The sequence below is a fragment of the Rhizobium sp. PEPV16 genome (genome assembly GCF_008919455.1).
GTDB lineage: Bacteria > Pseudomonadota > Alphaproteobacteria > Rhizobiales > Rhizobiaceae > Rhizobium > Rhizobium leguminosarum_Q.
Map to the genome: position 1 here is coordinate 4,403 of NZ_VSZV01000333.1, position 23,899 is coordinate 28,301.

The window sequence follows — 23,899 nt, forward strand, 5'->3', positions numbered from 1 at the left end:
TTAGATTCGGATTCAGATTTTAGGCCGATCCGGCCTAAAATCATCAGGATCTAGAGCACTCTTGCCGCCGCGCGGGCTTTGATCTACGACGTTTCTGTTCTCAGGGCGGGGTGAAACTCCCTACCGGCGGTAAGGGTTTCGGCTCGAGCCCGCGAGCGCCTTTCCTCGTGCCAAGCGGGGGAGGGGTCAGCAGATCCGGTGCGATTCCGGAGCCGACGGTTAAAGTCCGGATGGAAGAGAATGAGCGTCGGCCGTGCGAAGGGCAGGGGTTGCCCTGCGCCGCTTGGTCGGAGTTCATGCGTCCTGATTTATGTTGGTCCCTTTTATGGATGAAAGACATGAATCAGACTTCCCTTGCAGTCGAGCCATCCCGCGCCCTTGTCGGCGCCCTCTGGATGGTGCTTGCCGGCATTGCCTTTTCGCTTCTAAACGTCGTCACCCAATGGCTGACGATGAAGCTAGGCTTTCCCTCGGCGTCGGCAGCGTTTTGGCAATATGGCTTCGCCTTCCTGTTTTCGCTGCCGCTCCTGAAGAGGCTCGGTCTCGCAGCAATGCGCACGCGCTATCCCTGGCGCCACCTCGCGCGCGTCGCGCTTGCCGCGCTCGGCGTCGAGGCCTGGGTCGCCGGCCTGTCCGTAGTGCCGATCTGGCAGGCGATCGCACTGGTGATGACCTCGCCCTTCTTCATCATTCTGGGTGCCCGCCTTTTTCTGGGTGAGCGCGTCGGCCCGGCCCGCTGGGCAGCTACGGCGGCCGGCTTCACCGGAGCGATGATCATTCTGCAGCCATGGTCTGATGGTTTTGGCTGGGCGGCTCTCTTGCCGGTGCTTTCGGCGCTGCTGTGGGGCGCCTCGTCGCTGATCACCAAGAGCCTGACGGGCATCGAACGGCCGGAGACGATCACCGTCTGGCTGCTCGTTCTGCTGACGCCGATAAATGGCGGGTTGGCGCTTGCGGCGGGCTTTGCAGTGCCGACAGGCGCAACCCTTGCCCTGTTCCTGCTGGCGGGGCTGCTGACTGCCGTAGCGCAGTATTTCCTGACGCTCGCCTATGCTGCAGCGGATGCCGCCTACGTCCAGCCGTTCGACGATCTGAAGCTGCCGTTGAACGTGCTGGCCGGTTGGCTGTTCTTTGGCTATGCGCCGGCGGGTTACCTCTGGGTGGGAGCGGCTCTCATCCTGTCTGCTTCGCTGTTCATCATGCGAAACGAGATGCGCAGGGAGCGCAAACCAGCCTGACATGATCTGACGCAAAATGCCGCATCTGTCATGCCTCTGTCATGCCGCTCCCGCAGAAAACTCCTGTTTCGAATGTTCGACACATGGGGGATTTCATGACCATTTCATCGCGCAAGGCAGCTCTTGCTGCCGTGCTTCTTACATCCGTTGCCTTTCCGGCCGCGGCCGAGCCGGTTTTCAACCGCATCGCGTCCTTCCCGGTCGCAGAGAACCTGCCTGTTGATAAGGACAAGCTTTCGGTGAGCTCCGCCGAAATCATCACCGCGACCGACGACGGCAACACGCTGATCTATAGTGACAGCCCGCTTGGCGCGATCGGCTTTATCGACATTACAGATGCCAAGGCCCCGAAGGCCGGCGGCGCGCTGATGATGGACGGCGAGCCGACTTCGGTCACCTCGAGCGCCGGCAAGGCGCTCGTTGCCGTCAACACCTCCGAAAGCAAGGCGAAGCCCTCGGGCCGTCTGGCGATCGTCGACGTGGCGAGCAAGAAGATCGAAAGCACGTGCGATCTCGACGGTCAGCCGGATTCGATCGCCCTCAACAAGGACAAAACGCTCGGCGCCATAGCGATCGAAAACGAGCGCGACGAAGACGTCAATGACGGCAAGATCCCGCAGATGCCGGCCGGCGACCTCGTCGTCTTCCAGGTCAAGAACGGCACCGTCGATTGCGGCACCATCAAGCACGTGGCGCTGACCGGGCTTACCGGCGTCGCCCCGGAGGATCCGGAGCCGGAATTCGTCGCCTTCAACAGCCTGAACGAGATTGCCCTGACGCTGCAGGAAAACAACGAGATCGTCATCATCGACGCCAACACGGCTGAAGTGAAGACGCATTTCTCCGCCGGCAGCGTCGATCTCACCGGTATTGACACCAAGCGTGACGGTGCCCTGAAATTCTCAGGCGAAGCCAAAGGCGTGCTGCGCGAGCCCGACGCCGTGAAGTGGCTGGACGACAACCGCCTCGTCGTCGCCAATGAAGGCGACTACCAGGGCGGCTCGCGCGGCTTCACCATCTTCGACAAGACGGGCAAGCTTCTCTACGAATCGGGCGCCTCCTTCGAACGCGCCGTCGCCCATATCGGCCACTATCCGGAAAGCCGCTCGGGATCGAAGGGCGTCGAGCCGGAAGGCCTCGAAGCCGCCAAGTTCGGCGACATCAAGTATTTCTTCCTGCTCGCAGAGCGCGCCTCGGTGGTCGGCGTCTATAAGGATACCGGCGCTGATCCCGAACTCGTCCAGCTGCTGCCATCAGGCATTTCGCCGGAAGGCGCGATCGCCATTCCCGCCCGCAATCTCTTTGCGACCGCCAACGAGGTCGATCTCGGCAAGGACGGCGGCACGCGCTCGCATGTGATGATCTACGAGCGCTCGGAAGGCGAGAAGGCCTATCCGCAGATCGTCTCCGCTGAAAAGGACGGCAACCCGATCGGCTTCGCAGCCCTTTCGGGTCTCGCCGCGGTTCCCGGCAAGCCGGGCATGCTCTATGCCGTCAGCGACAGTGTTCTCGGTTCGCAGCCGACCATCTATACGATCGACGCCAGCAAGAAGCCGGCCGTCATCACCGACGCCCTCGTCGTCAAGCGTGACGGCGCCCCGGCCCAGAAGCTCGACATCGAAGGCATCGCGGCTGCCGCCGACGGCTCCTTCTGGCTCGCCTCGGAAGGCTACAGCGAGCGTCTCGTCCCGCACGCACTCTACAACGTCAACGCCAAGGGCGACATCAAGGCCGAGATCGCCCTGCCGAAGGAGCTCGTCGCCAACGAAATCCGCTACGGCTTCGAAGGCGTGACCATTGTCGGCACCGGCGACGACACCACGCTCTGGATGGCGGTCCAGCGTGAGTGGAGCGACGACGAGAAGGGCTTCGTCAAGCTCGTCTCCTACAATCCGAAGAAGAAGGAATGGGGTGCCGTTCGCTATCCGCTCGACAAGACGGAAAGCGGCTGGGTCGGCCTGTCCGAGATCTCGGCACAGGGCGACAGTGTCTACATCATCGAGCGCGACAACCTCGTCGGCGATGCCGCCAGGCTGAAGAAGCTTTACAAGGTGGCGATATCGGAGCTGAAGCCCGCCAAGCTCGGCGGCGAGCTGCCGGTCGTCAAGAAGACCCAAGCCCATGACTTCCTCGGTGAGCTGAAGTCTGCCACCAACGGCTATGTGCTGGACAAGCTCGAAGGCTTCACTTTCGACGCGTCGGGCAAGCCCTACGCGGTCACCGACAATGACGGCGTCAGCGACTCCTCCGGCGAGACCCTGTTCTTCCCGGTCGACCTGACCGCCACGAACTGAGCTTCTGATAGTTACACGACAGAAAAATGGCCGGGCGACAACCCGGCCATTTTGCCTTTCGGCCATTTGCATTTTAGAATATCGATGGCCTACCAGCGCTGGTGCACATGCGGCGCGATCAGCCGCTCATAGATCTCGCGCGTTGCCGCCATGACATCGGCTGACAGCGGCGCAAGGTCGGCGGCAGCCGCGTTGGCCCTGGCCTGCTCGGCATTGCGGGCGCCGGGGATGACGACGGTGACAGCGTCGCTCATCAGAATCCAGCGGAGCGCGAAGGCAGCCATCGTCGTGCCCTCGGGCACCAGCTTGCGCACCTCTTCCACCGCCTGCAGGCCGACCTCGAAGGGAACGCCGGCAAAGGTCTCGCCGACATCGAAGGCCTCGCCGTTGCGGTTGAAATTGCGGTGGTCGTCGCTGGCAAAATGTGTGTCCCGGGTGATCTTGCCGGAGAGAAGACCGCTGGCGAGCGGCACACGGGCGATGATCGCCACATTCCTGCGGCGCGCTTCCTGGAAGAAGAGGTGGTCGGGGCGCTGGCGGAAGATGTTGTAGATGATCTGGATGCTGACGACGCCGGGATATTCGATCGCCTTCAGCCCGTCTTCGACCTTTTCGACGCTGACGCCGTAACCCTTGATCTTGCCGGCCTTCTGCAGCGCGTTCAGGCTCTCGAAGATCTCAGGCTGGTAAAGCGCGTCGCGCGGCGGGCAGTGGAGCTGCACGAGGTCGAGGCTGTCGACGGCAAGATTCGTCAGGCTGCGGTCGATAAAGCCTTCGAGATTAGCCTTTGTGTAGCCTTCGGCGACATGCGGGTTGAGGCGGCGCCCCGCCTTGGTGGCGACCATCGGGCGGGCGCCGCCGCGCGTCTTCAGCACGTCGGCGATGATCTTTTCCGAGCGGCCGTCGCCATAGACATCGGCCGTATCGATGAATGTCATGCCGGCATCGAGTGCGGCATTCAGCGCCGCGCGTCCGTCGGCCTCGCTGATATCGCCCCAGGAGCCGCCGATCTGCCAGGCGCCGAAGCCGACATTGGTGACGGTGAAGGGCATCCGGCCGAAAGCATGGTGTTTCATGAAAAATCCTCCCTACTGCATGTCGCCCGGACGTGTACGGGAACAACGGCATGCATAAAAACAAAGAGCCAAAGCGCGTCGCATGATTCAAGCAAGATGCGACGCGCTGATGAAAGACACTGGCACTATCAGCCGTGTGACTTTGCGGCAATTGTCGATCCGGCTTTGATTGGTCGCCCCGATGAAATATCGTTCTGCTACAAGGCTTCAACCGTATGGATGGAAAAGGAAAGATCATGGAGATCAAACCCGTCGGCTCTCGCCCCTCGACAAAGCCACCGGCCGACTATTTCACCGGCGCCGTTCGCCAGGATCCGCTGATGGAAACACCGGCGCCGGCACGGGCGAGGGCGGTCTCCGTCACCTTCGAACCCGGTGCCCGCACCGCCTGGCATACGCATCCGCTCGGCCAGACTCTGATCGTGACATCAGGCAAGGGCCTCGCTCAGAGTTGGGGTGGGGACATCCGCGAGATCCGTGCCGGCGATACCGTCTGGTTCGCGCCGGGCGAAAAACATTGGCACGGTGCTGCCCCGGATACGGCGATGACGCACATCGCCATTCATGAGGCGCTGGACGGCAATCACGTCGACTGGATGGAAAAGGTCAGCGACGAGCAATATTCCGGCCAAGCGTAAAGCATGTCACGCAAAAGTGTGCAGCGGTTTTGCGGTAAAGACATGCGCGAAACCAAAGACCTAAAGCGCGTGAAGCGAATCTGAAAGATCGCGCCGCGCTTTAGACTGATCAGAGCCGCTTCAGGCAATAGGAAAAATGCGCGTGTGATTCGACCGTCAGGAACTCGAATTGCCAGCCGTAATCCTTGCAGAATTTGGTAACCGCCTCGACGACGCCGTAGACGATCGGCTTGACCGTATTGCCGGTGCAGAAATCATGCCCGGCAATACGCCCCGTCCGCTTCACCTTTTTTTCGCAGAGCAGGAGTTCCTGCCAGGTGAGCTCGAAGGAATGATCGGTATCGATATAGGCCCAGTCGAGGAAATCGTCCTCGAATTCGGCAAGCTTCTCGAGCGATGTGCCCTGCATCAGGTGCAGCCGGCCGGCCTCGATCTCGGCCGCGAAATTCGTGTGGATCGAGTCGAGCCCGGAACTGTAGCGATCCATCGACCAGGGATCGATGAGATAGAGCTGTGCCGGTCGGTTCTTTTCCAGGATCTCCGCCGTATATTCGCCAAAGGCCGCTCCCACCTCGACGCCGATGCCGCCGTTCGGAATCCGGTAGAGCAGCTCGCCCCGATCCGGCAGCAGCCGGGCGTTTTCCATATGATGGGCGCTGAGCGGGGTGCGCGGCATGCTCGCCCGGAGCGCCTGCCTTTCTTCACGTGTCTTCATCTTGATCTCGGGATTGCGGGCGACTGACGGCCCTGATGCGGTTTGACGGGAAGGTAGGAGCAGCCGGCACCGATGACAACCGCATGACAGGAATTTGCTTCTTTCGAACAAACCGCTAAGTTCCATCTGTGAACTGACGAAAAAGCCTCGGGAGGAGCGATTTCATGAGACGCATGTGGCCTGAAGAATTCAACGCCATCATCAGCGGAGCTGAGGAGGTGGTGTTGGAAACACCAGCCGAGGCCGGCGAAGCGCCGCTGCAGCGCAAGGCGCTGAAGGCGCGAATCACCATGCAGGATTACGAGCGGATCTGGCCGCTCGCCGAGATGCGCTTCCGGCTTGGCGAAAGAGATGGCAAGGCCATTACGCTGATCACCACCAACCCCCACTATCATCCCTGGCATCCGAAGGACGGCGGTAGCGTCGATTCTGTGTCGGACAGTGGCCGCCATTACAAGACGGATTATCTCGTCGTGCACTTCCTGCTCGACGACGTGAAGGAAACGTCTCCCGCCTGAGGTGCTGAGGCCCGGTGCGGCCGGAAGCCGCACCGGCGTCCTGTGGAAGCCAAGTTGATCCCGACGCTGATGACAACAGCGGCGATATCGCTAAGCTTGGCGAAACATATCCTTACAAAATTGGAGGTTCCCGTGACGGGTAATGTACTGGATATCCCGGTCAAGACTGTGGATGGTCGTCAAATGACGCTCAACGAATACAAGGGCAGGGTGATTCTGATCGTTAACGTCGCCTCGAAATGCGGGCTAACCCCGCAGTATGACGGGCTGGAAAAGCTCTATGGGGAAAAGCGCGAGCGCGGCTTCGTCATCGCCGCCTTTCCCGCCAACGACTTCAAGGGCCAGGAGCCCGGCACCGACGCCGAGATCCTCGATTTCTGCACCAGCACCTACGACGTCACCTTCCCGATCTTCTCGAAGATCTCGGTCAAGGGCGAGGCCCAGCACCCGCTTTACCGGCAGCTGACCAAGTCGGGTGTCGCGACGACGGGTGACGGACCAATGCGCGAACGCCTGAAATCCCATGGCATGACAGGCGGCGATGAGGACGATATCCTCTGGAATTTCGAAAAATTCCTGATCGGCCGCGACGGCAAAGTCGTTGCCCGATTCGCGCCCGATGTGACGGCCGACGATTCGCGGCTGGTTTCGGCGGTGGAGAAGGAATTGGCGAAGGCATGAATTGGAGGGTATGCGCGCGGCAAGGCATGCCCATCACCCCAAACACATGGTCACATCTGCGTTAGAGAAAATGAGAAGGCGCATCGGGCGCCGCTCATAAATGAAACGCGGTTTTGGAAAAACGAAAACGTATATTCATCGCCGCTTTGACCGCTGTCTTTGAAAGATGCGGGGAATCGGCTGATTGTGCTTAAGACGCCGCGCTGGCTGGTTTTCTTGATTTCCAGGCTGCAGGCTGAATTGTCTGCATCGACCGAAAAATTAATCGGCAGATCTGACGGCATTCTCAGGAGATAGGTCCTGGCTTCACGCGCCGGGGTTTCCCCCGAGGTCGTCATCGTCTGGTCCCCGGCAGACAGGAAAACCTCGAGTGCCGGCTCTTTGGCAATGCACGGCGGCGCAGCCACGCCTGCGAGAAGCAGCGTAGAGATGAAGGCAACGGTTTTCATGAGGTGTCTCCTGACAAAACACCTTGCGCAGATACTGGCCGGATTAGCGAGCTAATTCGGAAGCCTAATCTGATGAACAAGCAGCAGGAATGTTTGGAAATGGTGGGCGATGACGGACTCGAACCGCCGACATCCTCGGTGTAAACGAGGCGCTCTACCAACTGAGCTAATCGCCCATCGCAAACGAAGCCGGATCGGCCTGTCGCGTTGGTGGCCGTGATCTATGCGGATCGCGGCAAAACCGCAAGAGTGTTTGTGAAGATTTTTTGATTTTTTTGGTGGTGGTCCCGTGTCTGGCAATGCCGCTCAGGCCCGGCGCGGGTGTAAAAAAGTGAGGGGCGGGCGGCGGGCATGTCCGTTTCGAAGGCACTGTGTCGGCACCTGAGCACCGCCGCGGAAGACGGAAGTGCCGGCTTTTGTTCGTCTGGCACCCGACCCACCGAAACAATTCGCGGACTGTCATGGTTTTGTCTCCAAACCTGCTTGACACTAAAAGGCGAACCCCGTAGTTAGCCGCTCATCGAAACGGGCAGCCGTTTTGGAGAGGGTGCGAAGGCATCCGGACTGCTTGAAATGAATTGCGGGTGTAGCTCAGTTGGTTAGAGTGCCGGCCTGTCACGCCGGAGGTCGCGGGTTCGAGCCCCGTCACTCGCGCCATTTCAAGTCTTGTAAAACGCAAATGCGATTTGTCGTTTGTCCGGTTCTCTTTATCCTCGCGGCCGCAAAATGGCCGATCAATGCGCGGGTGTAGCTCAGTCGGTTAGAGTGCCGGCCTGTCACGCCGGAGGTCGCGGGTTCGAGCCCCGTCACTCGCGCCATTTCTTCCGAAAGCTATGCAGTTTCCAGTGGTCAGGCATGCAGGTTCAAACGGCTTGCACGGATTTGTCGCGACATCGTTGCATCTGCTTGATAATGTCCGCGCGACACGCGTCGAATTGCCTCTGTAAAAGTCTTGCGCCGGGGCCTCGGCTGCGCTAACCACGGCTTGTTGCAACGCACGTTCGCTTGCCGGGCATTTGCCCAAATGCGCCGCCTGGCGTCACCGGCAAGCAGGGATGAACATGATGACTGAACTGCTCAGTTCTTATATTCCGATCGCTATCTTCATTGCTATTGCGCTCGTTATCGGCCTGGCGCTGCTCATTGCGCCGTTCGCCGTGGCTTTCAAAGCGCCCGATTCGGAAAAGCTCTCGGCTTACGAATGCGGCTTCAACGCTTTCGACGACGCCCGCATGAAGTTCGACATCCGCTTCTACCTCGTGTCGATCCTCTTCATCATCTTCGACCTCGAAGTCGCCTTCCTCTTCCCCTGGGCCGTCTCCTTCGGCGCCATTGGCTGGTTCGGCTTCTGGTCCATGATGGTCTTCCTTCTCGTGCTGACCATCGGCTTTATCTATGAATGGAAGAAGGGAGCCCTGGAATGGGAGTAGCCCCTGTGAGCAATCAGCCGCTCGTCGCACAGCAGCCGAAGGGGATCATCGATCCCTCGACCGGCAAGCCGATCGGCAGCAACGACCCATTTTTCGGTGAGATCAATAACGAGCTCGCCGACAAGGGTTTTCTCGTCACCTCGACCGATGAGCTGATCAACTGGGCCCGCACGGGCTCGCTGATGTGGATGACCTTCGGTCTTGCCTGCTGCGCCGTCGAAATGATGCAGCTGTCGATGCCGCGCTACGATGTCGAGCGCTTCGGTTTTGCACCGCGCGCTTCGCCGCGCCAGTCCGACGTGATGATCGTCGCCGGCACGCTGACCAACAAGATGGCGCCGGCGCTGCGCAAGGTCTATGACCAGATGCCCGAGCCGCGTTATGTCATCTCGATGGGCTCCTGCGCCAATGGTGGCGGCTATTATCACTATTCCTATTCGGTGGTGCGCGGCTGTGACCGCATCGTGCCGATCGACATCTACGTGCCGGGCTGTCCCCCCACGGCAGAGGCGCTGCTTTACGGCGTGCTTCTGCTGCAGAAGAAGATCCGGCGTACCGGCACGATCGAACGCTAAGGGTTAAGGACAAGGCATATGAGTGAAGCCCTGACTGAGCTTGCGTCCTACCTTGGCGAAGCGCGCGGCAACCTGATCGCCGCATCGCAGATGAAGTATGGCGAGCTGACGCTGACGACGACCGGCGAAAACCTGGTCGCGCTTCTGACTTTCCTGCGCGACGACTCCAAATGCGGTTTCGTCAACCTGATCGATATTTGCGGGGTCGACTGGCCGCAGCGCGAGCTGCGTTTCGACGTCGTCTACCACCTGCTGTCGCCGAAGAAGAACCTGCGCATCCGCATCAAGGTCGCAACGGATGAAGATACGCCGGTTCCGTCCGCCTGCCCGGTCTATCCCGGCGCCGACTGGTTCGAGCGCGAGACCTGGGACATGTACGGCGTGCTCTTCACCGGCCATCCGGATCTGCGCCGCATCCTGACCGACTACGGCTTCGAAGGCCATCCGCTGCGCAAGGATTTCCCGACCACTGGTTTCGTCGAGGTTCGCTACGACGACGCGGCAAAGCGCGTCGTTTACGAGCCGGTCGAGCTGAAGCAGGAATTCCGCAACTTCGACTTTATGTCGCCTTGGGAAGGCACGGAGTATGTGCTGCCTGGGGATGAAAAGGCGAAGCAGTGAGTAGTGAATAGTCGGTAGTGAGTAGCGGGCAGATATCCGGGTGACGAACGGGAAAATCACTTCCTACCGTGACTTGAAAGTCTGGCAATTTGCTATCGAGCTGTCTGTTGTTTGTTATGAGGTGACGAGAACCTTCCCGCGGGAAGAGATTTATGGGTTGACCAGCCAGATTAGACGATCTTCTGCTTCCGTGGCCGCGAATATCGCGAAGGGCTATGGAAGAGAAAATCGAGGCTCGTTCGCCCAATTTCTCAAGATCGCTCAGGGCTCGTTGAAAGAATTGGAGACGCATTTGATCATCGCCGGACGAATTGGCTTTCTTCAAGCCTCGGCCTTGGACGAATTGCTCGACCGATGCGACGAAATTGGAAAGATGCTGGGATCGCTTATTCGAAGCGTTCAGCACCGGAAAGCTGATGAATAGTGAACGGTCGAAACTAATCACTACTCACTAGCCACTACTCACTCTAAGCGAGTTGATCGCCATGACCGAACATAACGTCCGCAACTTCAACATCAACTTCGGACCACAGCATCCGGCGGCGCACGGCGTTCTTCGTCTTGTCCTGGAGCTTGACGGCGAAATTGTGGAGCGGGTCGATCCGCATATCGGCCTTTTGCATCGCGGCACCGAGAAGCTGATCGAGACCAAGACCTATCTTCAGGCCGTGCCCTATTTCGATCGCCTCGACTACGTCGCGCCGATGAACCAGGAGCATGCCTATGCGATGGCCGTCGAAAAGCTGCTCGGCATCGAGATCCCGATTCGTGGCCAGCTGATCCGCGTTCTCTATTCGGAAATCGGCCGCATCCTTTCGCACCTCCTGAACGTCACGACGCAGGCCATGGACGTTGGCGCGCTGACGCCGCCGCTCTGGGGCTTCGAAGAGCGTGAAAAGCTGATGGTGTTCTACGAGCGCGCCAGCGGCTCGCGCATGCATGCCGCTTATATCCGTCCGGGCGGCGTCCACCAGGATCTGCCCGAACAGCTCGTGCAGGATATCGGCGCCTGGTGCGATCCGTTCCTGAAGGCGCTCGACGACATCGACAACCTGTTGACCGGCAACCGCATCTTCAAGCAGCGCAACGTCGATATCGGCGTCGTCTCGCTGGAGGAATGCTGGGCCTGGGGCTTTTCCGGCGTCATGGTGCGTGGTTCGGGTGCGGCCTGGGATCTGCGTCGCGCCCAGCCCTATGAATGTTATTCCGATCTCGAATTCGACATCCCGATCGGCAAGAATGGCGACAACTACGACCGTTATCTGATCCGTATGATCGAGATGCGCGAATCGGTCCGTATCATGAAGCAATGCGTCAACCGTCTGCTCTCTGATGCCAAGACCGGTCCTTTCTCGTCGATCGACGGCAAGGTCGTGCCGCCGAAGCGCGGCGAGATGAAGCGCTCGATGGAAGCGCTGATCCACCACTTCAAACTCTATACCGAAGGCTACCATGTGCCGGCCGGCGAGGTTTACGCCGCCGTCGAGGCGCCGAAAGGCGAATTCGGCGTCTATCTCGTCTCCGACGGCACCAATAGGCCCTATCGCTGCAAGATCCGCGCCCCCGGTTATGCCCATCTGCAGGCGATGGACTTCATGTGCCGCGGCCATCAGCTTGCCGACGTCGCGGCCGTCCTCGGCTCGCTCGACATCGTCTTCGGCGAGGTGGACCGCTGATGCAGCTTCTGCCGCTGGCCGTCGCAATCCTTCTTTCGGCATCCGGGGTTTCGGCTCAGGAGTCCGATAGCCTCGGCACGCCGCTGGGCCACAAGGAAGAGACGCCGCCGGCGCAGCAATCGTCCATGGGCGAGCTTTTGTCCAAGGGCTATCAGATCAAGGCTGCCATTTCGAACGGCAGCAAATTCGTAGTGTTTATGCAAAAAGACCAGTCGGCCTATGCCTGCGAAATGCAGTCTTTGACCGCTTCGCGGTGTGGAACCCTAAACTGACAAGGCGTGAGAAAGAATGTCCGTTCGTCGATTAGCCGAAGATCAATTCCAGCCTGCCGCATTCGCCTTCAGCGATGAGAATGCGGTCTGGGCGGACAAGACGATCCAGAAATACCCCGCCGGCCGCCAGCAATCGGCGGTCATCCCGCTGTTGATGCGGGCGCAGGAGCAGGACGGCTGGGTCACGCGCGCGGCGATCGAAAAGATCGCCGACATGCTTGATATGGCCTATATCCGCGTGCTTGAGGTCGCGACCTTCTATACGCAGTTCCAGCTGCATCCGGTCGGCACCCGCGCCCATGTCCAGGTCTGCGGCACCACGCCCTGCATGCTGCGCGGCTCGGAAGCGCTGATGTCGGTCTGCAAGAGCAAGATCCATGCCCATGCCTTCGAGCGCAATGCCGAAGGCACGCTGTCCTGGGAAGAGGTCGAATGTCTCGGGGCCTGCGTCAATGCGCCGATGGTGATGATCGGCAAGGACACTTATGAGGACCTGACGCCCGCGCGTCTCGAAGAGATCATCGACGTCTTTGCCGCCGGCAATGGCGCCAGCATCAAGCCCGGCACCCAGATCGACCGGGTGTTTTCGGCGCCTGAAGGCGGCCTGACCTCGCTGACGACCGAAGAGCCGAAGGCAAGGACGCGCGCCAAGAAGGCCGATGCCGAAACCGTGTCGGCCCCAGTCGACCGCGCTCCGGTTCCGCCCTCCGAGGCCGCCCGCCCGAAGAGCACCGATGCAGAGACCAATGCTGCCCTGAAGACGCCGGCAACGGCGCCGAAGGCAGCTGCGAAAAACGCCAAGGCGGCCGAGCAGCAGCCGATATCAGGCACTGCGGCCGCCGAACCGGCGCCGAAAGCGGCCGTAAAGGCTGAGGCTGCTCCGGCGGCAAGGCCTGCCCTGACCGACAAGAACCGTCCGTCCGGCATCGAAAAGCCCGCCGCACCGGATGATCTGAAGATGATCTCGGGTGTCGGACCGAAAATCGAGGCGACGTTGAACGAAATCGGCATCTTCACCTTCGCGCAGGTCGCGTCCTGGAAGAAGGCCGAACGCGAATGGGTCGACGGCTATCTGAATTTCCGCGGTCGCATCGAGCGCGACGACTGGGTCAAGCAGGCCAAGGCGCTCGCCAAGGGCGGGGAAGCGGAATATATCAAGGTCTTCGGCAAGAAGCCGCGGTAAGAGGTGAAGCATGTTACAAGATAAAGACCGCATCTTTACCAACATCTACGGCCTCAAGGACAAGTCCCTGAAGGGCGCGATGAGCCGCGGCCACTGGGACGGCACCAAGCAGATCCTCGAAAAGGGCCGTGACTGGATCATCAACGAGATGAAGGCGTCAGGCCTTCGCGGCCGCGGCGGCGCAGGCTTCCCGACAGGCCTCAAATGGTCCTTCATGCCGAAGGAAAGCGACGGCCGACCGCATTACCTCGTCGTCAACGCCGACGAATCGGAGCCCGGCACCTGCAAGGACCGCGACATCATGCGCCACGATCCGCATACGCTGATCGAAGGCTGCGTCGTCGCGAGCTTCGCGATGGGTGCCAATGCGGCTTATATCTATGTGCGCGGCGAATATATTCGCGAGCGCGAGGCGCTGCAGGCGGCAATCGACGAATGCTATGATTACGGCCTGCTCGGCAAGAACAACAAGCTCGGCTGGGACATGGACATCTTCGTCCATCACGGCGCCGGCGCCTATATTTGCGGCGAGGAAACCGCGCTGCTTGAAAGCCTCGAAGGCAAGAAGGGCCAGCCGCGTCTGAAGCCGCCGTTCCCGGCCAATATGGGCCTCTACGGCTGCCCGACGACGGTCAATAACGTCGAATCGATCGCTGTTGCGCCGACGATCCTGCGCCGCGGCGCCGGCTGGTTCTCGGCCATCGGCCGTCCGAACAATGTCGGCACCAAGCTGTTCATGCTCTCCGGCCACGTCAATAAGCCGTGCACGGTCGAAGAAGAAATGGGCATCACCTTCCGCGAACTGGTCGACCGCCATGCCGGCGGCATCCGCGGCGGCTGGGACAACCTGCTTGCCGTCATTCCGGGCGGGGCATCCTGCCCGATCGTTCCGGCCAAGGACATCATCGATTGCCCGATGGATTTCGACGGCCTGCGCGGCGTCGGCTCTTCCTTCGGTACGGCGGCCGCGATCGTCATGGACAAGTCCACCGACGTCATCAAGGCGATCGCCCGTATCTCCGCCTTCTTCAAGCATGAGAGCTGCGGCCAGTGCACGCCCTGCCGCGAAGGCACGGGCTGGATGTGGCGCGTGATGGAGCGCATGGCCAAGGGCAATGCTCAGAAGCGCGAAATCGACATGCTGTTCCAGGTGACGAAGCAGATCGAAGGCCACACCATCTGCGCGCTCGGCGACGCCGCCGCATGGCCGGTGCAGGGTCTGATCCGTAACTTCCGTCCCGAGATCGAAAAGCGCATCGACCAGTATACGGCGAGCGCGCTTGATCACGGCGCGGTTCTGGAGGCGGCTGAATAATCATGGCGGACAATGCATCCAAGGGTAGGAAAAACGAAGAAGCCGCCGATTTCGCGGCGGGTTTCGGCCGTCTTGCTGCCGAGATGCTGGAAAATGCCCGGGCGATGCCGGTGCATCCGCTGATGGCGCATCCAGCTGCAGCCTTTGCCGCCGCAACGGCGATCGGCTTCGGTTTCTCGACCCAGATGGCAGGCGCCTTCTTCGGGGCCTTCCAGAGTGCCCTGGAAACCACCAGCAAGGTCGCTGCCGCCCTCGATGACACGCCGCCGGACGAACTGAAGCCCGATGTCGATATCCGGCCGGAGAATATTCGCCCGGTCGTGAAGGCGTTCACCAAGCCACCGGCCGCGCAGAAGGCAGGACCGAAACTGACGGTTGTCAAGCCGGTCGGCGAGCCGACGCCAGTAAGCCAAGCGAAGCCAGTCAGCCAGGCGAAGCCAGCCCGCCAAGCGAAGGCCAGCGAGCCAAAGCCGGCCGTGAAGGCAAAACCGGTTGCGCGGGGGAAGACCGACGACCTCAAGCTGATCGCCGGCATCGGCCCGAAGCTGGAGCAGGTACTGAACGCCAAGGGCATTCGCAGCTTCGCCGAGATCGCTGCCTGGACCGACGAGGAAATCGCCCGGCTCGACGCCGAGCTCGGCTTTAACGGCCGCATCGGCCGTGACGATTGGACCGGCCAGGCGAAAGTTCTGGCAGGACGGGGCCGTAGAAAGAAATGAACTGTCCGGCCGTGTCAATCGGCCGGAAAGATGGGCAGGTCGGCGGACGGGCGGGGGCCTCAGGATGCCGGTGCGGGTTCCGGATCTGGAACGCGCGACAGAGAATTTGGGCGACATCAGATGTCGGCAGGACGAAAGATCCGGCTTGGCAACGAGAGTGCTGCAAAAATAGGTTTGTTTGCCGTCATCAGGCAAACGGGAAACAGGACTGAGCGACGATGGCAAAACTGAAGATTGACGGCAACGAGATCGAAGTTCCGGATCATTACACGCTGTTGCAGGCGTGCGAGGATGCCGGTGCCGAGGTTCCGCGCTTCTGCTTCCATGAGCGCCTGTCGGTTGCCGGCAATTGCCGCATGTGCCTTGTCGAGGTGAAGGGCGGACCGCCGAAGCCGCAGGCTTCCTGCGCCATGAGCGTGCGCGATATCCGCGGCGGCCCGAACGGCGAACTGCCTGAGGTCTTCACCAACACCCCGATGGTCAAGAAGGCCCGCGAAGGCGTGATGGAATTCCTGCTGATCAACCATCCGCTCGATTGCCCGATCTGCGACCAGGGCGGCGAATGCGACCTGCAGGACCAGGCGATGGCCTTCGGCATCGACACCTCGCGCTATCAGGAAGACAAGCGCGCCGTCGAGGACAAGTATATCGGCCCGCTCGTCAAGACGGTGATGAACCGCTGCATCCACTGCACGCGCTGCGTCCGCTTCACCACCGAGGTCGCCGGAATTTCCGAACTCGGCCTGATCGGCCGCGGCGAGGATGCCGAGATCACCACCTATCTCGAGCAGGCGATGACCTCCGAGCTGCAGGGCAACGTCGTTGACCTTTGCCCGGTCGGCGCGCTGACCTCGAAGCCCTTCGCCTTCACCGCGCGCCCGTGGGAATTGAACAAGACTGAATCGATCGACGTCATGGATGCCGTCGGTTCGGCGATCCGCGTCGACACCCGCGGCCGTGAGGTCATGCGCATCCTGCCGCGCGTCAATGAGGCGATCAACGAGGAGTGGATCTCCGACAAGAGCCGCTTCATCTGGGACGGCCTGAAGACCCAGCGCCTCGACCGGCCCTATGTCCGCCGCGACGGCCGCCTGCAGCCCGCCACCTGGGCCGAAGCCTTCGGCGCCATCAAGGCCGCCGTCGGCGCCACCTCGGGCGACAAGATCGGCGCTGTCGCCGGCGACCTCGCTTCCGTCGAGGAAATGTATGCACTCTCCGAACTGGTGAAATCGCTGGGGTCGGTCAATCTCGACTGTCGCCAGGATGGGGCGGCACTCGATCCGTCGCTCGGCCGTGCAAGCTATCTCTTCAACCCGACCATATCGGGCATCGACCAGGCCGACGCGCTGTTGATCATCGGCGCCAATCCGCGCTTCGAAGCAGCCATCCTCAACGCCCGCATCCGCAAGCGCTGGCGCCGAGGCAAGTTCCCCATCGGCGTGATCGGCGAGCCGGGTGAACTGCGCTACAGCTATGATTACCTCGGCGGCGGTCCGGACACGCTGAAGGATCTGATCGACGGTACCCACGCCTTCGCGGATGTGCTGAAGAATGCCGCCAAGCCGATGATCATCATCGGCCAGGGCGCGCTCTCGCGCACCGACGGCGCCGGCGTTCTCGCCAGTGCTGCCAAACTCGCCGGCTCGGTCGGCGCGGTTGCCGAAGGCTGGAACGGTTTTGCCGTCCTCCATACCGCAGCGTCGCGCGTCGGCGGCCTCGACCTCGGCTTCGTGCCGGGCGCCAAGGGCGTCAATGCCGCCGAGATGCTGACGGCGATGGACGTGCTCTTCCTGCTCGGTGCAGACGAACTCGACTTCACTGCCAAGAAGGCCAAGCTCACCGTCTATATCGGCTCGCATGGCGATAACGGCGCGCATCATGCCGACGTCATCCTGCCGGCGGCAGCCTATACCGAAAAGTCCGGCACCTGGGTCAACACCGAAGGCCGCGTGCAGATGGGCAACCGCGCAGGTTTTGCGCCGGGTGACGCTCGCGAGGACTGGGCGATCATTCGTGCCCTTTCCGACGTGCTCGGCAAGAAGCTTCCCTTCGATTCGCTCAGCGAATTGCGTGTCCGGCTTTATGCCGCTTTCCCGCATTTCGCCGCCATCGACGAGATCGCTGAAACCGATAGCGCCCAAATTGCCGCAGTTGCGAAAAAAGCCGGCAAGATGAACAAATCCGGGTTTGCGTCGCCGGTGAAAGACTTCTATTTGACGAACCCGATAGCGCGTGCCTCGGCTGTCATGGCGGAGTGCTCGGCATTGGCCCGCAACAACTTCAAAGTCGCGGCAGAGTAAGGGCAGGGGACTATGGATTCTTTTTTTTCAAGCTATGTCTTGCCGGCGATCATCATGGTCGGCCAGTCGCTGCTGCTTCTCGTCTGCCTGCTCGTCTTCATCGCCTACGTGCTGCTCGCCGACCGCAAGATCTGGGCGGCCGTGCAGCTGCGCCGCGGCCCAAACGTCGTCGGTCCCTTCGGCCTGTTCCAGTCCTTCGCCGATCTTTTGAAGTTCGTCTTCAAGGAGCCGATCATTCCGGCCGGCGCCAACAAGGCGGTCTTCCTGCTTGCCCCGCTGGTGACGGTGCTTCTGGCGCTGTCGACCTGGGCGGTGGTGCCGCTGGCAGACGGATGGGTGATCGCCAACATCAATGTCGGCATCCTCTATATTTTCGCGATCTCCTCGCTCGAGGTTTACGGCATCATCATGGGTGGCTGGGCTTCGAACTCGAAGTATCCGTTCCTCGGCGCGCTGCGTTCGGCGGCGCAGATGGTCTCCTATGAAGTCTCGATCGGCTTCGTCATCGTCACCGTGCTTCTCTGCGTCGGCTCGCTGAACCTGACCGATATCGTCAATGCGCAGCATACCGGCCTCGGCACCATGCTCGGCCTGCCGGCGTCGTTCCTCGACTGGCACTGGCTGTCGCTCTTCCCGATGTTCATCATCTTCTTCATTTCGGCACTCGCCGAGACGAACCGTCCGCCCTTCGACCTCCCGGAAGCCGAATCGGAACTCGTCGCCGGCTTCATGGTCGAATACGGCTCCTCGCCATACATGATGTTCATGCTCGGCGAATATGCGGCCGTCTGCCTGATGTGCGCGCTGACGACAATCCTCTTCCTCGGCGGCTGGCTGCCCCCGGTCGATATCTGGATCCTCAATTGGGTCCCAGGCATCATCTGGTTCACGCTGAAGGCCTGCCTGGTGTTCTTCATGTTCGCGATGGTCAAGGCCTTCGTTCCGCGCTACCGCTACGACCAGCTCATGCGCCTCGGCTGGAAGGTCTTCCTGCCCCTGTCGCTCGCCATGGTCGTCATCGTTGCATTCGTGCTGAAACTGATGGGTTGGGCATGATGCTGCCCGCTCTCGTTTTCGGCAAAATTGGAGGTTGAAGATGGCAAGCTTGTCCGGCTCCATCAACTCGCTGTTTCTCAAGGAATTCGTCGGCGCGTTCTTTCTGTCGATGCGCTATTTCTTCCGCCAGAAGGCGACGATCAACTATCCTTTCGAAAAGGGTCCGGTCTCCCCGCGTTTCCGCGGCGAGCATGCGTTGCGCCGTTATCCGAACGGCGAGGAACGCTGCATCGCCTGCAAGCTCTGCGAGGCGATCTGTCCTGCCCAGGCGATCACCATCGAGGCCGGTCCGCGCCGCAATGACGGCACGCGCCGCACGGTGCGCTACGACATCGACATGGTGAAGTGCATCTATTGCGGCTTCTGCCAGGAAGCCTGCCCGGTCGACGCGATCGTCGAAGGCCCGAATTTCGAATTTGCGACGGAAACCCGCGAAGAGCTCTACTTCGACAAGGCGCGGCTTCTGGATAACGGAGACCGGTGGGAGCGCGAAATCGCCCGCAACATCGCGATCGACTCGCCGTACCGCTGATTGAGATTTTGAAATGCCGCGGTGGAGCGCTGTTGCTCCTGTCGCGGTCAATATGCACAGGAGCTTTTCCGGTTAACGCCAGGGAGAGCTCCATCGGGCAGGGAAACTCCCGGCTGCCCGGGGGAAGATGAAAAAGGCACCAACATGGGTCTGCAGGCTCTATTTTTCTATCTTTTCGCCTTTGTCGCGGTGGCGTCGGCGTTCATGGTCATCTGGGCGAAGAACCCGGTTCACTCGGTTCTCTTCCTGATCCTGGTGTTCTTTAATGCGGCTGGCCTCTTCCTGCTGCTCGGTGCCGAATTCCTGGCGATGATCCTGCTTGTCGTCTATGTCGGCGCCGTCGCCGTCCTCTTCCTCTTCGTGGTGATGATGCTCGATATCGACTTCACCGAACTGAGGGCCGGCGTTCTCGAATATGCGCCGATCGGCGGGCTGATCGGGGTGATCCTCGCAGCCGAACTGATCGTCGTCGTCGGCGGCAGCGTCATCTCGCCTGAGATCGCCAAATCAGTCGCCATGCCGATCCCGGCGCTGAGCGAGCGCACCAATACGGCCGCCCTCGGCGACGTGCTCTACACCAACTACGTCTATTTCTTCCAGATCGCCGGTCTGGTGCTCCTGGTCGCCATGATCGGCGCGATCGTGCTGACGTTGAGACACCGCACCAACATCAAGCGGCAGAATATTCCCAGGCAGGTTGCCCGCACGCCCGCCACCGCCGTCGAGGTGGTTTCGGTCAAGCCCGGGCAGGGCGTCTAAAGGCAGGTCAAGGAACAAAGAACATGGTCATCGGACTTTCCCACTACCTGACGGTCAGCGCCATCCTCTTCACGCTCGGCGTCTTCGGCATCTTCCTGAACCGGAAGAACGTCATCGTCATCCTGATGTCGATCGAACTGATCCTGCTTGCGGTCAACATCAACATGGTCGCCTTCTCCTCCTTCCTGAACGACATCGTCGGCCAGGTCTTCGCGCTGTTCATCCTGACGGTCGCGGCTGCCGAAGCGGCGATCGGTCTTGCAATTCTCGTTGTCTTCTACCGCAACCGCGGCTCGATCGCGGTCGAAGACGTCAATATGATGAAGGGCTGAGTGGCTCATGTTCCTCTATAAGGCTATCGTCTTTCTTCCCTTGATCGGTGCGATCGTCGCCGGCCTTTTCGGCCGCGCCATCGGCGCCAAGGCTTCGGAATATGTCACCAGCGGCCTGATGATCATCGCCGCCATCCTGTCCTGGGTCGTCTTCTTCACCGTCGGCATGGGCCATGCCGAAGGCGGTCCGATCAAGGTCGAGGTGCTGCGCTGGATCCAGTCCGGCGGCATCGACGTCTCCTGGTCGCTGCGCGTGGATACGCTGACCTCAGTCATGCTGATCGTCGTCAACACGGTCTCGACGCTGGTGCATGTCTATTCGATCGGCTACATGCATACCGATCCGCATCGCCCGCGTTTCTTCGCCTATCTCTCGCTCTTCACCTTCGCCATGCTGATGCTGGTGACCGCTGACAACCTTGCCCAGATGTTCTTCGGCTGGGAAGGCGTCGGTCTCGCCTCCTATCTGCTGATCGGCTTCTGGTTCAAGAAGCCCTCGGCGACGGCCGCGGCGATGAAGGCCTTCATCGTCAACCGTGTCGGCGACTTCGGCTTCGTGCTCGGCATTGCTGGCGTGTTCGTGCTGTTCGGCTCGATCAACCTCGACACGATCTTCGCCAATGCCTCGAATTTCGCCCCGCATGAAGGCGGCGGCGAAGCGGGCGAGGTGATCCTCAATCTCTTCGGCATGCAGCTCGACAAGGCGCATGCGCTGACCGGCATCTGCCTGCTGCTTTTCATGGGCGCGATGGGCAAGTCGGCGCAGTTCCTGCTGCACACCTGGCTGCCTGACGCCATGGAAGGCCCGACGCCGGTCTCGGCCCTCATTCATGCCGCCACCATGGTCACCGCCGGCGTCTTCCTCGTCGCCCGCATGTCGCCGCTTTTCGAACTGTCGCCCGATGCGCTTGTGGTCGTCACCGTCATCGGCGCGATCACCGCCTTCTTCGCGGCAACCGTCGGCCTGGTGCAGAACGACATCAAGCGTGTCATCGCCTATTCCACCTGCTCGCAGCTCGGCTACATGTTCGTAGCGCTTGGGGTAGGGGCCTATGGTGCGGCGATCTTCCATCTCTTCACGCACGCCTTCTTCAAGGCGCTGCTCTTCCTCTGCGCCGGCTCGGTCATCCATGCCGTCGATGGCGAGCAGGACATGCGCTACATGGGCGGCCTGCGGCCGCACATCAAGGTAACGTTCTGGATGATGATCATCGGCACGCTGGCGATCACCGGCGTCGGCATTCCCTTCACGCCGATCGGCTTTGCCGGGTTCTTCTCCAAGGACGTGATCATCGAGGCGACCTATGCATCGCATTCGCCGGTCTCCGGCTTAGCCTTCGCGCTGCTGGTCATCGCGGCTCTCTTTACGAGCTTCTATTCCTGGCGCCTGATCTTCATGACCTTCTTCGGCAAGCCGCGTGCTTCGCACGAGGTCATGCACCACGTGCACGAGTCGCCGCAGGTCATGCTTGTGCCGCTCTATCTGCTCGCGATCGGCGCAGTGCTTGCTGGCGTGATCTTCGAGGGCCGGTTCTACGGCGAGGAATATGCTGAGTTCTGGAAGGGTGCGCTCTTTACCGGCGCCGAGAACGAACTGGTCGAAGAGTTCCACCATGTTCCGGCGCTCGTGGCTTTGAGCCCGTTCATCGCCATGGTGCTCGGCTTCGTCACCGCCTGGTACATGTATATCCGCTCGCCTGAGACGCCGCGCATTCTCGCGCAGCAGCACCGCGTGCTCTACAAGTTCCTGTTGAACAAGTGGTATTTCGACGAGCTCTACGACGTCCTCTTCGTCCGCTCAGCCAAGGCGCTCGGCCGCTTCCTGTGGAAGAAGGGTGATGTCGGCGTCATCGACACCTACGGCCCGAACGGCGTCGCCGCTCGCGTCGTCGCCGTCACCGATCGCGTGGTCCGCCTGCAGACCGGTTACCTCTATCACTACGCCTTCGCCATGCTGATCGGCATTGCGGCGCTCGTTACCTGGATGATGCTCGGGAGTTCCTTCTGATGACCGATTGGCCTATTCTTTCAACGGTCACCTTCCTGCCGCTCGTCGGCGTGGTGCTCCTGCTGCTGATGAACGGCGAGAGCGAAACCGGCCGGAAGAACGTGCTGTGGATCTCGCTGATCACCACCGTCTTCACCTTCGTCGTCTCGCTCTTCATCTGGATCGGCTTCGACAATGCCAATCCGGGCTTCCAGATGGTCGAGAAGCATAATTGGCTCGGCACCGGCATCGGCTACCACGTCGGCATCGACGGCATCTCGATGCTGTTCGTCATCCTGTCGACCTTCCTCATGCCCTTCTGTGTGCTGGCGAGCTGGCTCTCGATCGAGAAGCGCCTGAAGGAATACATGATCGCCTTCCTCATCCTTGAAACGATGATGATCGGCGTCTTCGTCTCGCTCGATATCGTGCTCTTCTACGTCTTCTTCGAGGCGGGCCTCATTCCGATGTTCCTGATCATCGGCGTCTGGGGCGGCAAGGACCGCGTTTATGCGAGCTACAAGTTCTTCCTCTATACGCTGCTCGGCTCGGTGCTGATGCTGCTCGCCATCATGGCGATGTACTGGCAGGCCGGCACGACCGATATCACCGCGCTGCTCGCCTACAAGTTCCCGCCGGTGCTGCAGACCTGGTTATGGCTTGCCTTCTTTGCCTCCTTCGCGGTGAAGATGCCGATGTGGCCGGTCCATACATGGCTTCCCGATGCCCACGTTCAGGCGCCGACGGCTGGCTCGGTGATCTTGGCCGGCGTGTTGCTGAAGCTCGGCGGCTACGGTCTCATCCGTTTCTCGCTCGGCATGTTCCCGGTCGCGTCCGATTATTTCGCGCCGCTCGTCTTCGCCATGTCCGTCATCGCCATCATCTACACTTCTCTGGTGGCGATGATGCAGGACGATATCAAGAAGTTGATCGCCTATTCCTCCGTGGCGCACATGGGCTACGTGACCATGGGCATCTTTGCTGCCAACATGCAGGGCGTTCAGGGCTCGATCTTCCAGATGCTCTCGCACGGTATCGTCTCCGGCGCGCTCTTCCTCTGCGTCGGCGTCGTCTACGACCGCACCCACACCCGCGAGATCAACGCCTATGGCGGCCTTGTCAACAACATGCCGAAATATGCCGTGGCGATGATGGTCTTCACCATGGCCAATGTCGGGCTTCCCGGCACGTCTGGCTTCGTCGGCGAATTCCTGACGCTGATCGGTGTCTTCCGAGTCAATACCTGGGTAGCGCTCTTTGCCGCCACCGGCGTCATCCTCTCGGCCGCTTACGCGCTCTGGCTTTATCGCCGGGTGATCTTCGGTGCGCTGGAAAAGGAAAAGCTGAAGGCGCTGCTCGATCTTTCGCCACGCGAGCAGTTGATCCTCTACCCGCTGGTCGCGCTGACCATCTTCTTCGGCGTTTACCCGGCTCCGGTCTTCGATGCGACGGCTGCCTCGGTGGATCTGCTGGTCAACAACTACACGGCCGCCGTGCACGCAGCGCAGAATGTTGCGCTGTCTATGAAATGAT

General features: G+C 60.8%; 24 protein-coding genes, 3 tRNA genes and 1 riboswitch. Of the genes, 23 read left to right on the plus strand and 4 right to left on the minus strand.

Annotated elements, in window-relative coordinates; all coding sequences use genetic code 11:
• The first annotated feature begins 92 nt into the window (after positions 1-92).
• Positions 93-246, plus strand: a riboswitch (FMN riboswitch).
• 92 nt (positions 247-338) lie between these two features.
• Both FY112_RS23680 and FY112_RS23685 read left to right on the plus strand, forming a co-directional pair.
• Positions 339-1,238, plus strand: coding sequence for a DMT family transporter (locus FY112_RS23680; protein WP_094086268.1), 900 nt, complete (start codon positions 339-341; stop codon positions 1,236-1,238).
• A gap of 83 nt (positions 1,239-1,321) precedes the next feature.
• Positions 1,322-3,532 (plus strand): esterase-like activity of phytase family protein, encoded by a 2,211-nt coding sequence (locus FY112_RS23685; protein WP_181018271.1) that lies wholly within the window; start codon positions 1,322-1,324, stop codon positions 3,530-3,532.
• 89 nt (positions 3,533-3,621) lie between these two features.
• Here the strand turns inward: FY112_RS23685 and FY112_RS23690 are convergent, their stop codons facing one another.
• Positions 3,622-4,608: an aldo/keto reductase gene (locus tag FY112_RS23690; protein ID WP_131630118.1), complete on the minus strand. Its 987-nt coding sequence runs from the start codon at positions 4,606-4,608 to the stop codon at positions 3,622-3,624.
• Between the two features lie 236 nt (positions 4,609-4,844).
• Between FY112_RS23690 and FY112_RS23695 the strand changes: the two genes are divergently transcribed.
• The gene (locus tag FY112_RS23695; protein ID WP_029872851.1) at positions 4,845-5,246 is read left to right on the plus strand and encodes a cupin domain-containing protein; all 402 of its coding nucleotides are present in this window, start codon (positions 4,845-4,847) and stop codon (positions 5,244-5,246) included.
• A 109-nt stretch (positions 5,247-5,355) separates the two neighbouring features.
• Here FY112_RS23695 and FY112_RS23700 read toward each other — a convergent pair whose 3' ends face one another.
• Positions 5,356-5,961, minus strand: a complete 606-nt coding sequence (locus tag FY112_RS23700; RefSeq protein WP_011651366.1) for a class I SAM-dependent methyltransferase — start codon at positions 5,959-5,961, stop codon at positions 5,356-5,358.
• 164 nt (positions 5,962-6,125) lie between these two features.
• On the opposite strand from FY112_RS23700, the gene FY112_RS23705 reads away from it, so the two are divergent.
• On the plus strand, positions 6,126-6,479 hold the full coding sequence (locus tag FY112_RS23705) for a hypothetical protein (RefSeq protein ID WP_027665360.1): 354 nt from the start codon (positions 6,126-6,128) through the stop codon (positions 6,477-6,479).
• Positions 6,480-6,611: 132 nt separating this feature from the next.
• The gene (locus FY112_RS23710; protein ID WP_065279569.1) at positions 6,612-7,160 is read left to right on the plus strand and encodes a glutathione peroxidase; all 549 of its coding nucleotides are present in this window, start codon (positions 6,612-6,614) and stop codon (positions 7,158-7,160) included.
• Positions 7,161-7,210: 50 nt separating this feature from the next.
• Here the strand turns inward: FY112_RS23710 and FY112_RS23715 are convergent, their stop codons facing one another.
• Entirely contained in the window at positions 7,211-7,609 is a 399-nt protein-coding gene (locus tag FY112_RS23715) for a hypothetical protein (RefSeq protein WP_094086267.1), read from the minus strand.
• A gap of 100 nt (positions 7,610-7,709) precedes the next feature.
• Positions 7,710-7,785: transfer RNA gene (locus FY112_RS23720), tRNA-Val, on the minus strand.
• Positions 7,786-8,189: 404 nt separating this feature from the next.
• Here FY112_RS23720 and FY112_RS23725 point away from each other — a divergent pair.
• The 18 genes from FY112_RS23725 to FY112_RS23810 all read left to right on the plus strand — a co-directional run bounded on the left by FY112_RS23725 (position 8,190) and on the right by FY112_RS23810 (position 23,898).
• Positions 8,190-8,266 (plus strand) — tRNA-Asp (locus FY112_RS23725).
• Between the two features lie 84 nt (positions 8,267-8,350).
• Positions 8,351-8,427, plus strand: a tRNA-Asp gene (locus FY112_RS23730).
• 246 nt (positions 8,428-8,673) lie between these two features.
• Complete coding sequence (locus FY112_RS23735) at positions 8,674-9,039, plus strand: NADH-quinone oxidoreductase subunit A (protein ID WP_010055493.1); 366 nt, start codon at positions 8,674-8,676, stop codon at positions 9,037-9,039.
• Positions 9,030-9,614, plus strand: coding sequence for an NADH-quinone oxidoreductase subunit B (locus tag FY112_RS23740; RefSeq protein WP_003547368.1), 585 nt, complete (start codon positions 9,030-9,032; stop codon positions 9,612-9,614). Before FY112_RS23735 ends, FY112_RS23740 begins: the two co-directional genes overlap by 10 nt.
• An 18-nt stretch (positions 9,615-9,632) precedes the next feature.
• Entirely contained in the window at positions 9,633-10,235 is a 603-nt protein-coding gene (locus FY112_RS23745; protein ID WP_094086266.1) for an NADH-quinone oxidoreductase subunit C, read from the plus strand.
• A gap of 40 nt (positions 10,236-10,275) precedes the next feature.
• Positions 10,276-10,659: a four helix bundle protein gene (locus FY112_RS23750; protein ID WP_151519404.1), complete on the plus strand. Its 384-nt coding sequence runs from the start codon at positions 10,276-10,278 to the stop codon at positions 10,657-10,659.
• 61 nt (positions 10,660-10,720) lie between these two features.
• Positions 10,721-11,911 carry an NADH-quinone oxidoreductase subunit D gene (locus FY112_RS23755; protein WP_018069465.1) on the plus strand — a complete coding sequence of 397 codons (1,191 nt, stop codon included), beginning with the start codon at positions 10,721-10,723 and terminating at the stop codon, positions 11,909-11,911.
• On the plus strand, positions 11,911-12,183 hold the full coding sequence (locus FY112_RS23760; protein WP_151519405.1) for a hypothetical protein: 273 nt from the start codon (positions 11,911-11,913) through the stop codon (positions 12,181-12,183). Before FY112_RS23755 ends, FY112_RS23760 begins: the two co-directional genes overlap by 1 nt.
• A 16-nt stretch (positions 12,184-12,199) precedes the next feature.
• Positions 12,200-13,366 (plus strand): NADH-quinone oxidoreductase subunit E, encoded by a 1,167-nt coding sequence (locus tag FY112_RS23765; protein ID WP_131622280.1) that lies wholly within the window; start codon positions 12,200-12,202, stop codon positions 13,364-13,366.
• Positions 13,367-13,376: 10 nt separating this feature from the next.
• Positions 13,377-14,681, plus strand: a complete 1,305-nt coding sequence (gene nuoF, locus FY112_RS23770) for an NADH-quinone oxidoreductase subunit NuoF (RefSeq protein ID WP_003558451.1) — start codon at positions 13,377-13,379, stop codon at positions 14,679-14,681.
• 2 nt (positions 14,682-14,683) lie between these two features.
• Complete coding sequence (locus tag FY112_RS23775) at positions 14,684-15,400, plus strand: 5' DNA nuclease (protein WP_131644739.1); 717 nt, start codon at positions 14,684-14,686, stop codon at positions 15,398-15,400.
• 218 nt (positions 15,401-15,618) lie between these two features.
• Positions 15,619-17,700 (plus strand): NADH-quinone oxidoreductase subunit NuoG, encoded by a 2,082-nt coding sequence (gene nuoG / locus FY112_RS23780; protein WP_151519406.1) that lies wholly within the window; start codon positions 15,619-15,621, stop codon positions 17,698-17,700.
• A 12-nt stretch (positions 17,701-17,712) separates the two neighbouring features.
• Positions 17,713-18,756 carry an NADH-quinone oxidoreductase subunit NuoH gene (gene nuoH / locus FY112_RS23785; RefSeq protein ID WP_017959942.1) on the plus strand — a complete coding sequence of 348 codons (1,044 nt, stop codon included), beginning with the start codon at positions 17,713-17,715 and terminating at the stop codon, positions 18,754-18,756.
• A gap of 40 nt (positions 18,757-18,796) precedes the next feature.
• On the plus strand, positions 18,797-19,288 hold the full coding sequence (nuoI, locus tag FY112_RS23790; protein ID WP_017959943.1) for an NADH-quinone oxidoreductase subunit NuoI: 492 nt from the start codon (positions 18,797-18,799) through the stop codon (positions 19,286-19,288).
• A gap of 144 nt (positions 19,289-19,432) precedes the next feature.
• A complete protein-coding gene (locus FY112_RS23795; RefSeq protein WP_027665370.1) occupies positions 19,433-20,047 on the plus strand; it encodes an NADH-quinone oxidoreductase subunit J in 615 nt (204 codons plus the stop codon).
• A gap of 23 nt (positions 20,048-20,070) precedes the next feature.
• On the plus strand, positions 20,071-20,379 hold the full coding sequence (nuoK, locus tag FY112_RS23800; protein ID WP_003547388.1) for an NADH-quinone oxidoreductase subunit NuoK: 309 nt from the start codon (positions 20,071-20,073) through the stop codon (positions 20,377-20,379).
• Positions 20,380-20,386: 7 nt separating this feature from the next.
• Positions 20,387-22,387: an NADH-quinone oxidoreductase subunit L gene (gene nuoL / locus FY112_RS23805; protein WP_151519407.1), complete on the plus strand. Its 2,001-nt coding sequence runs from the start codon at positions 20,387-20,389 to the stop codon at positions 22,385-22,387.
• Complete coding sequence (locus FY112_RS23810) at positions 22,387-23,898, plus strand: NADH-quinone oxidoreductase subunit M (protein WP_151519408.1); 1,512 nt, start codon at positions 22,387-22,389, stop codon at positions 23,896-23,898. The genes nuoL and FY112_RS23810 overlap by 1 nt, the downstream gene beginning before the upstream one ends.
• Position 23,899: the final 1 nt, after the last annotated feature.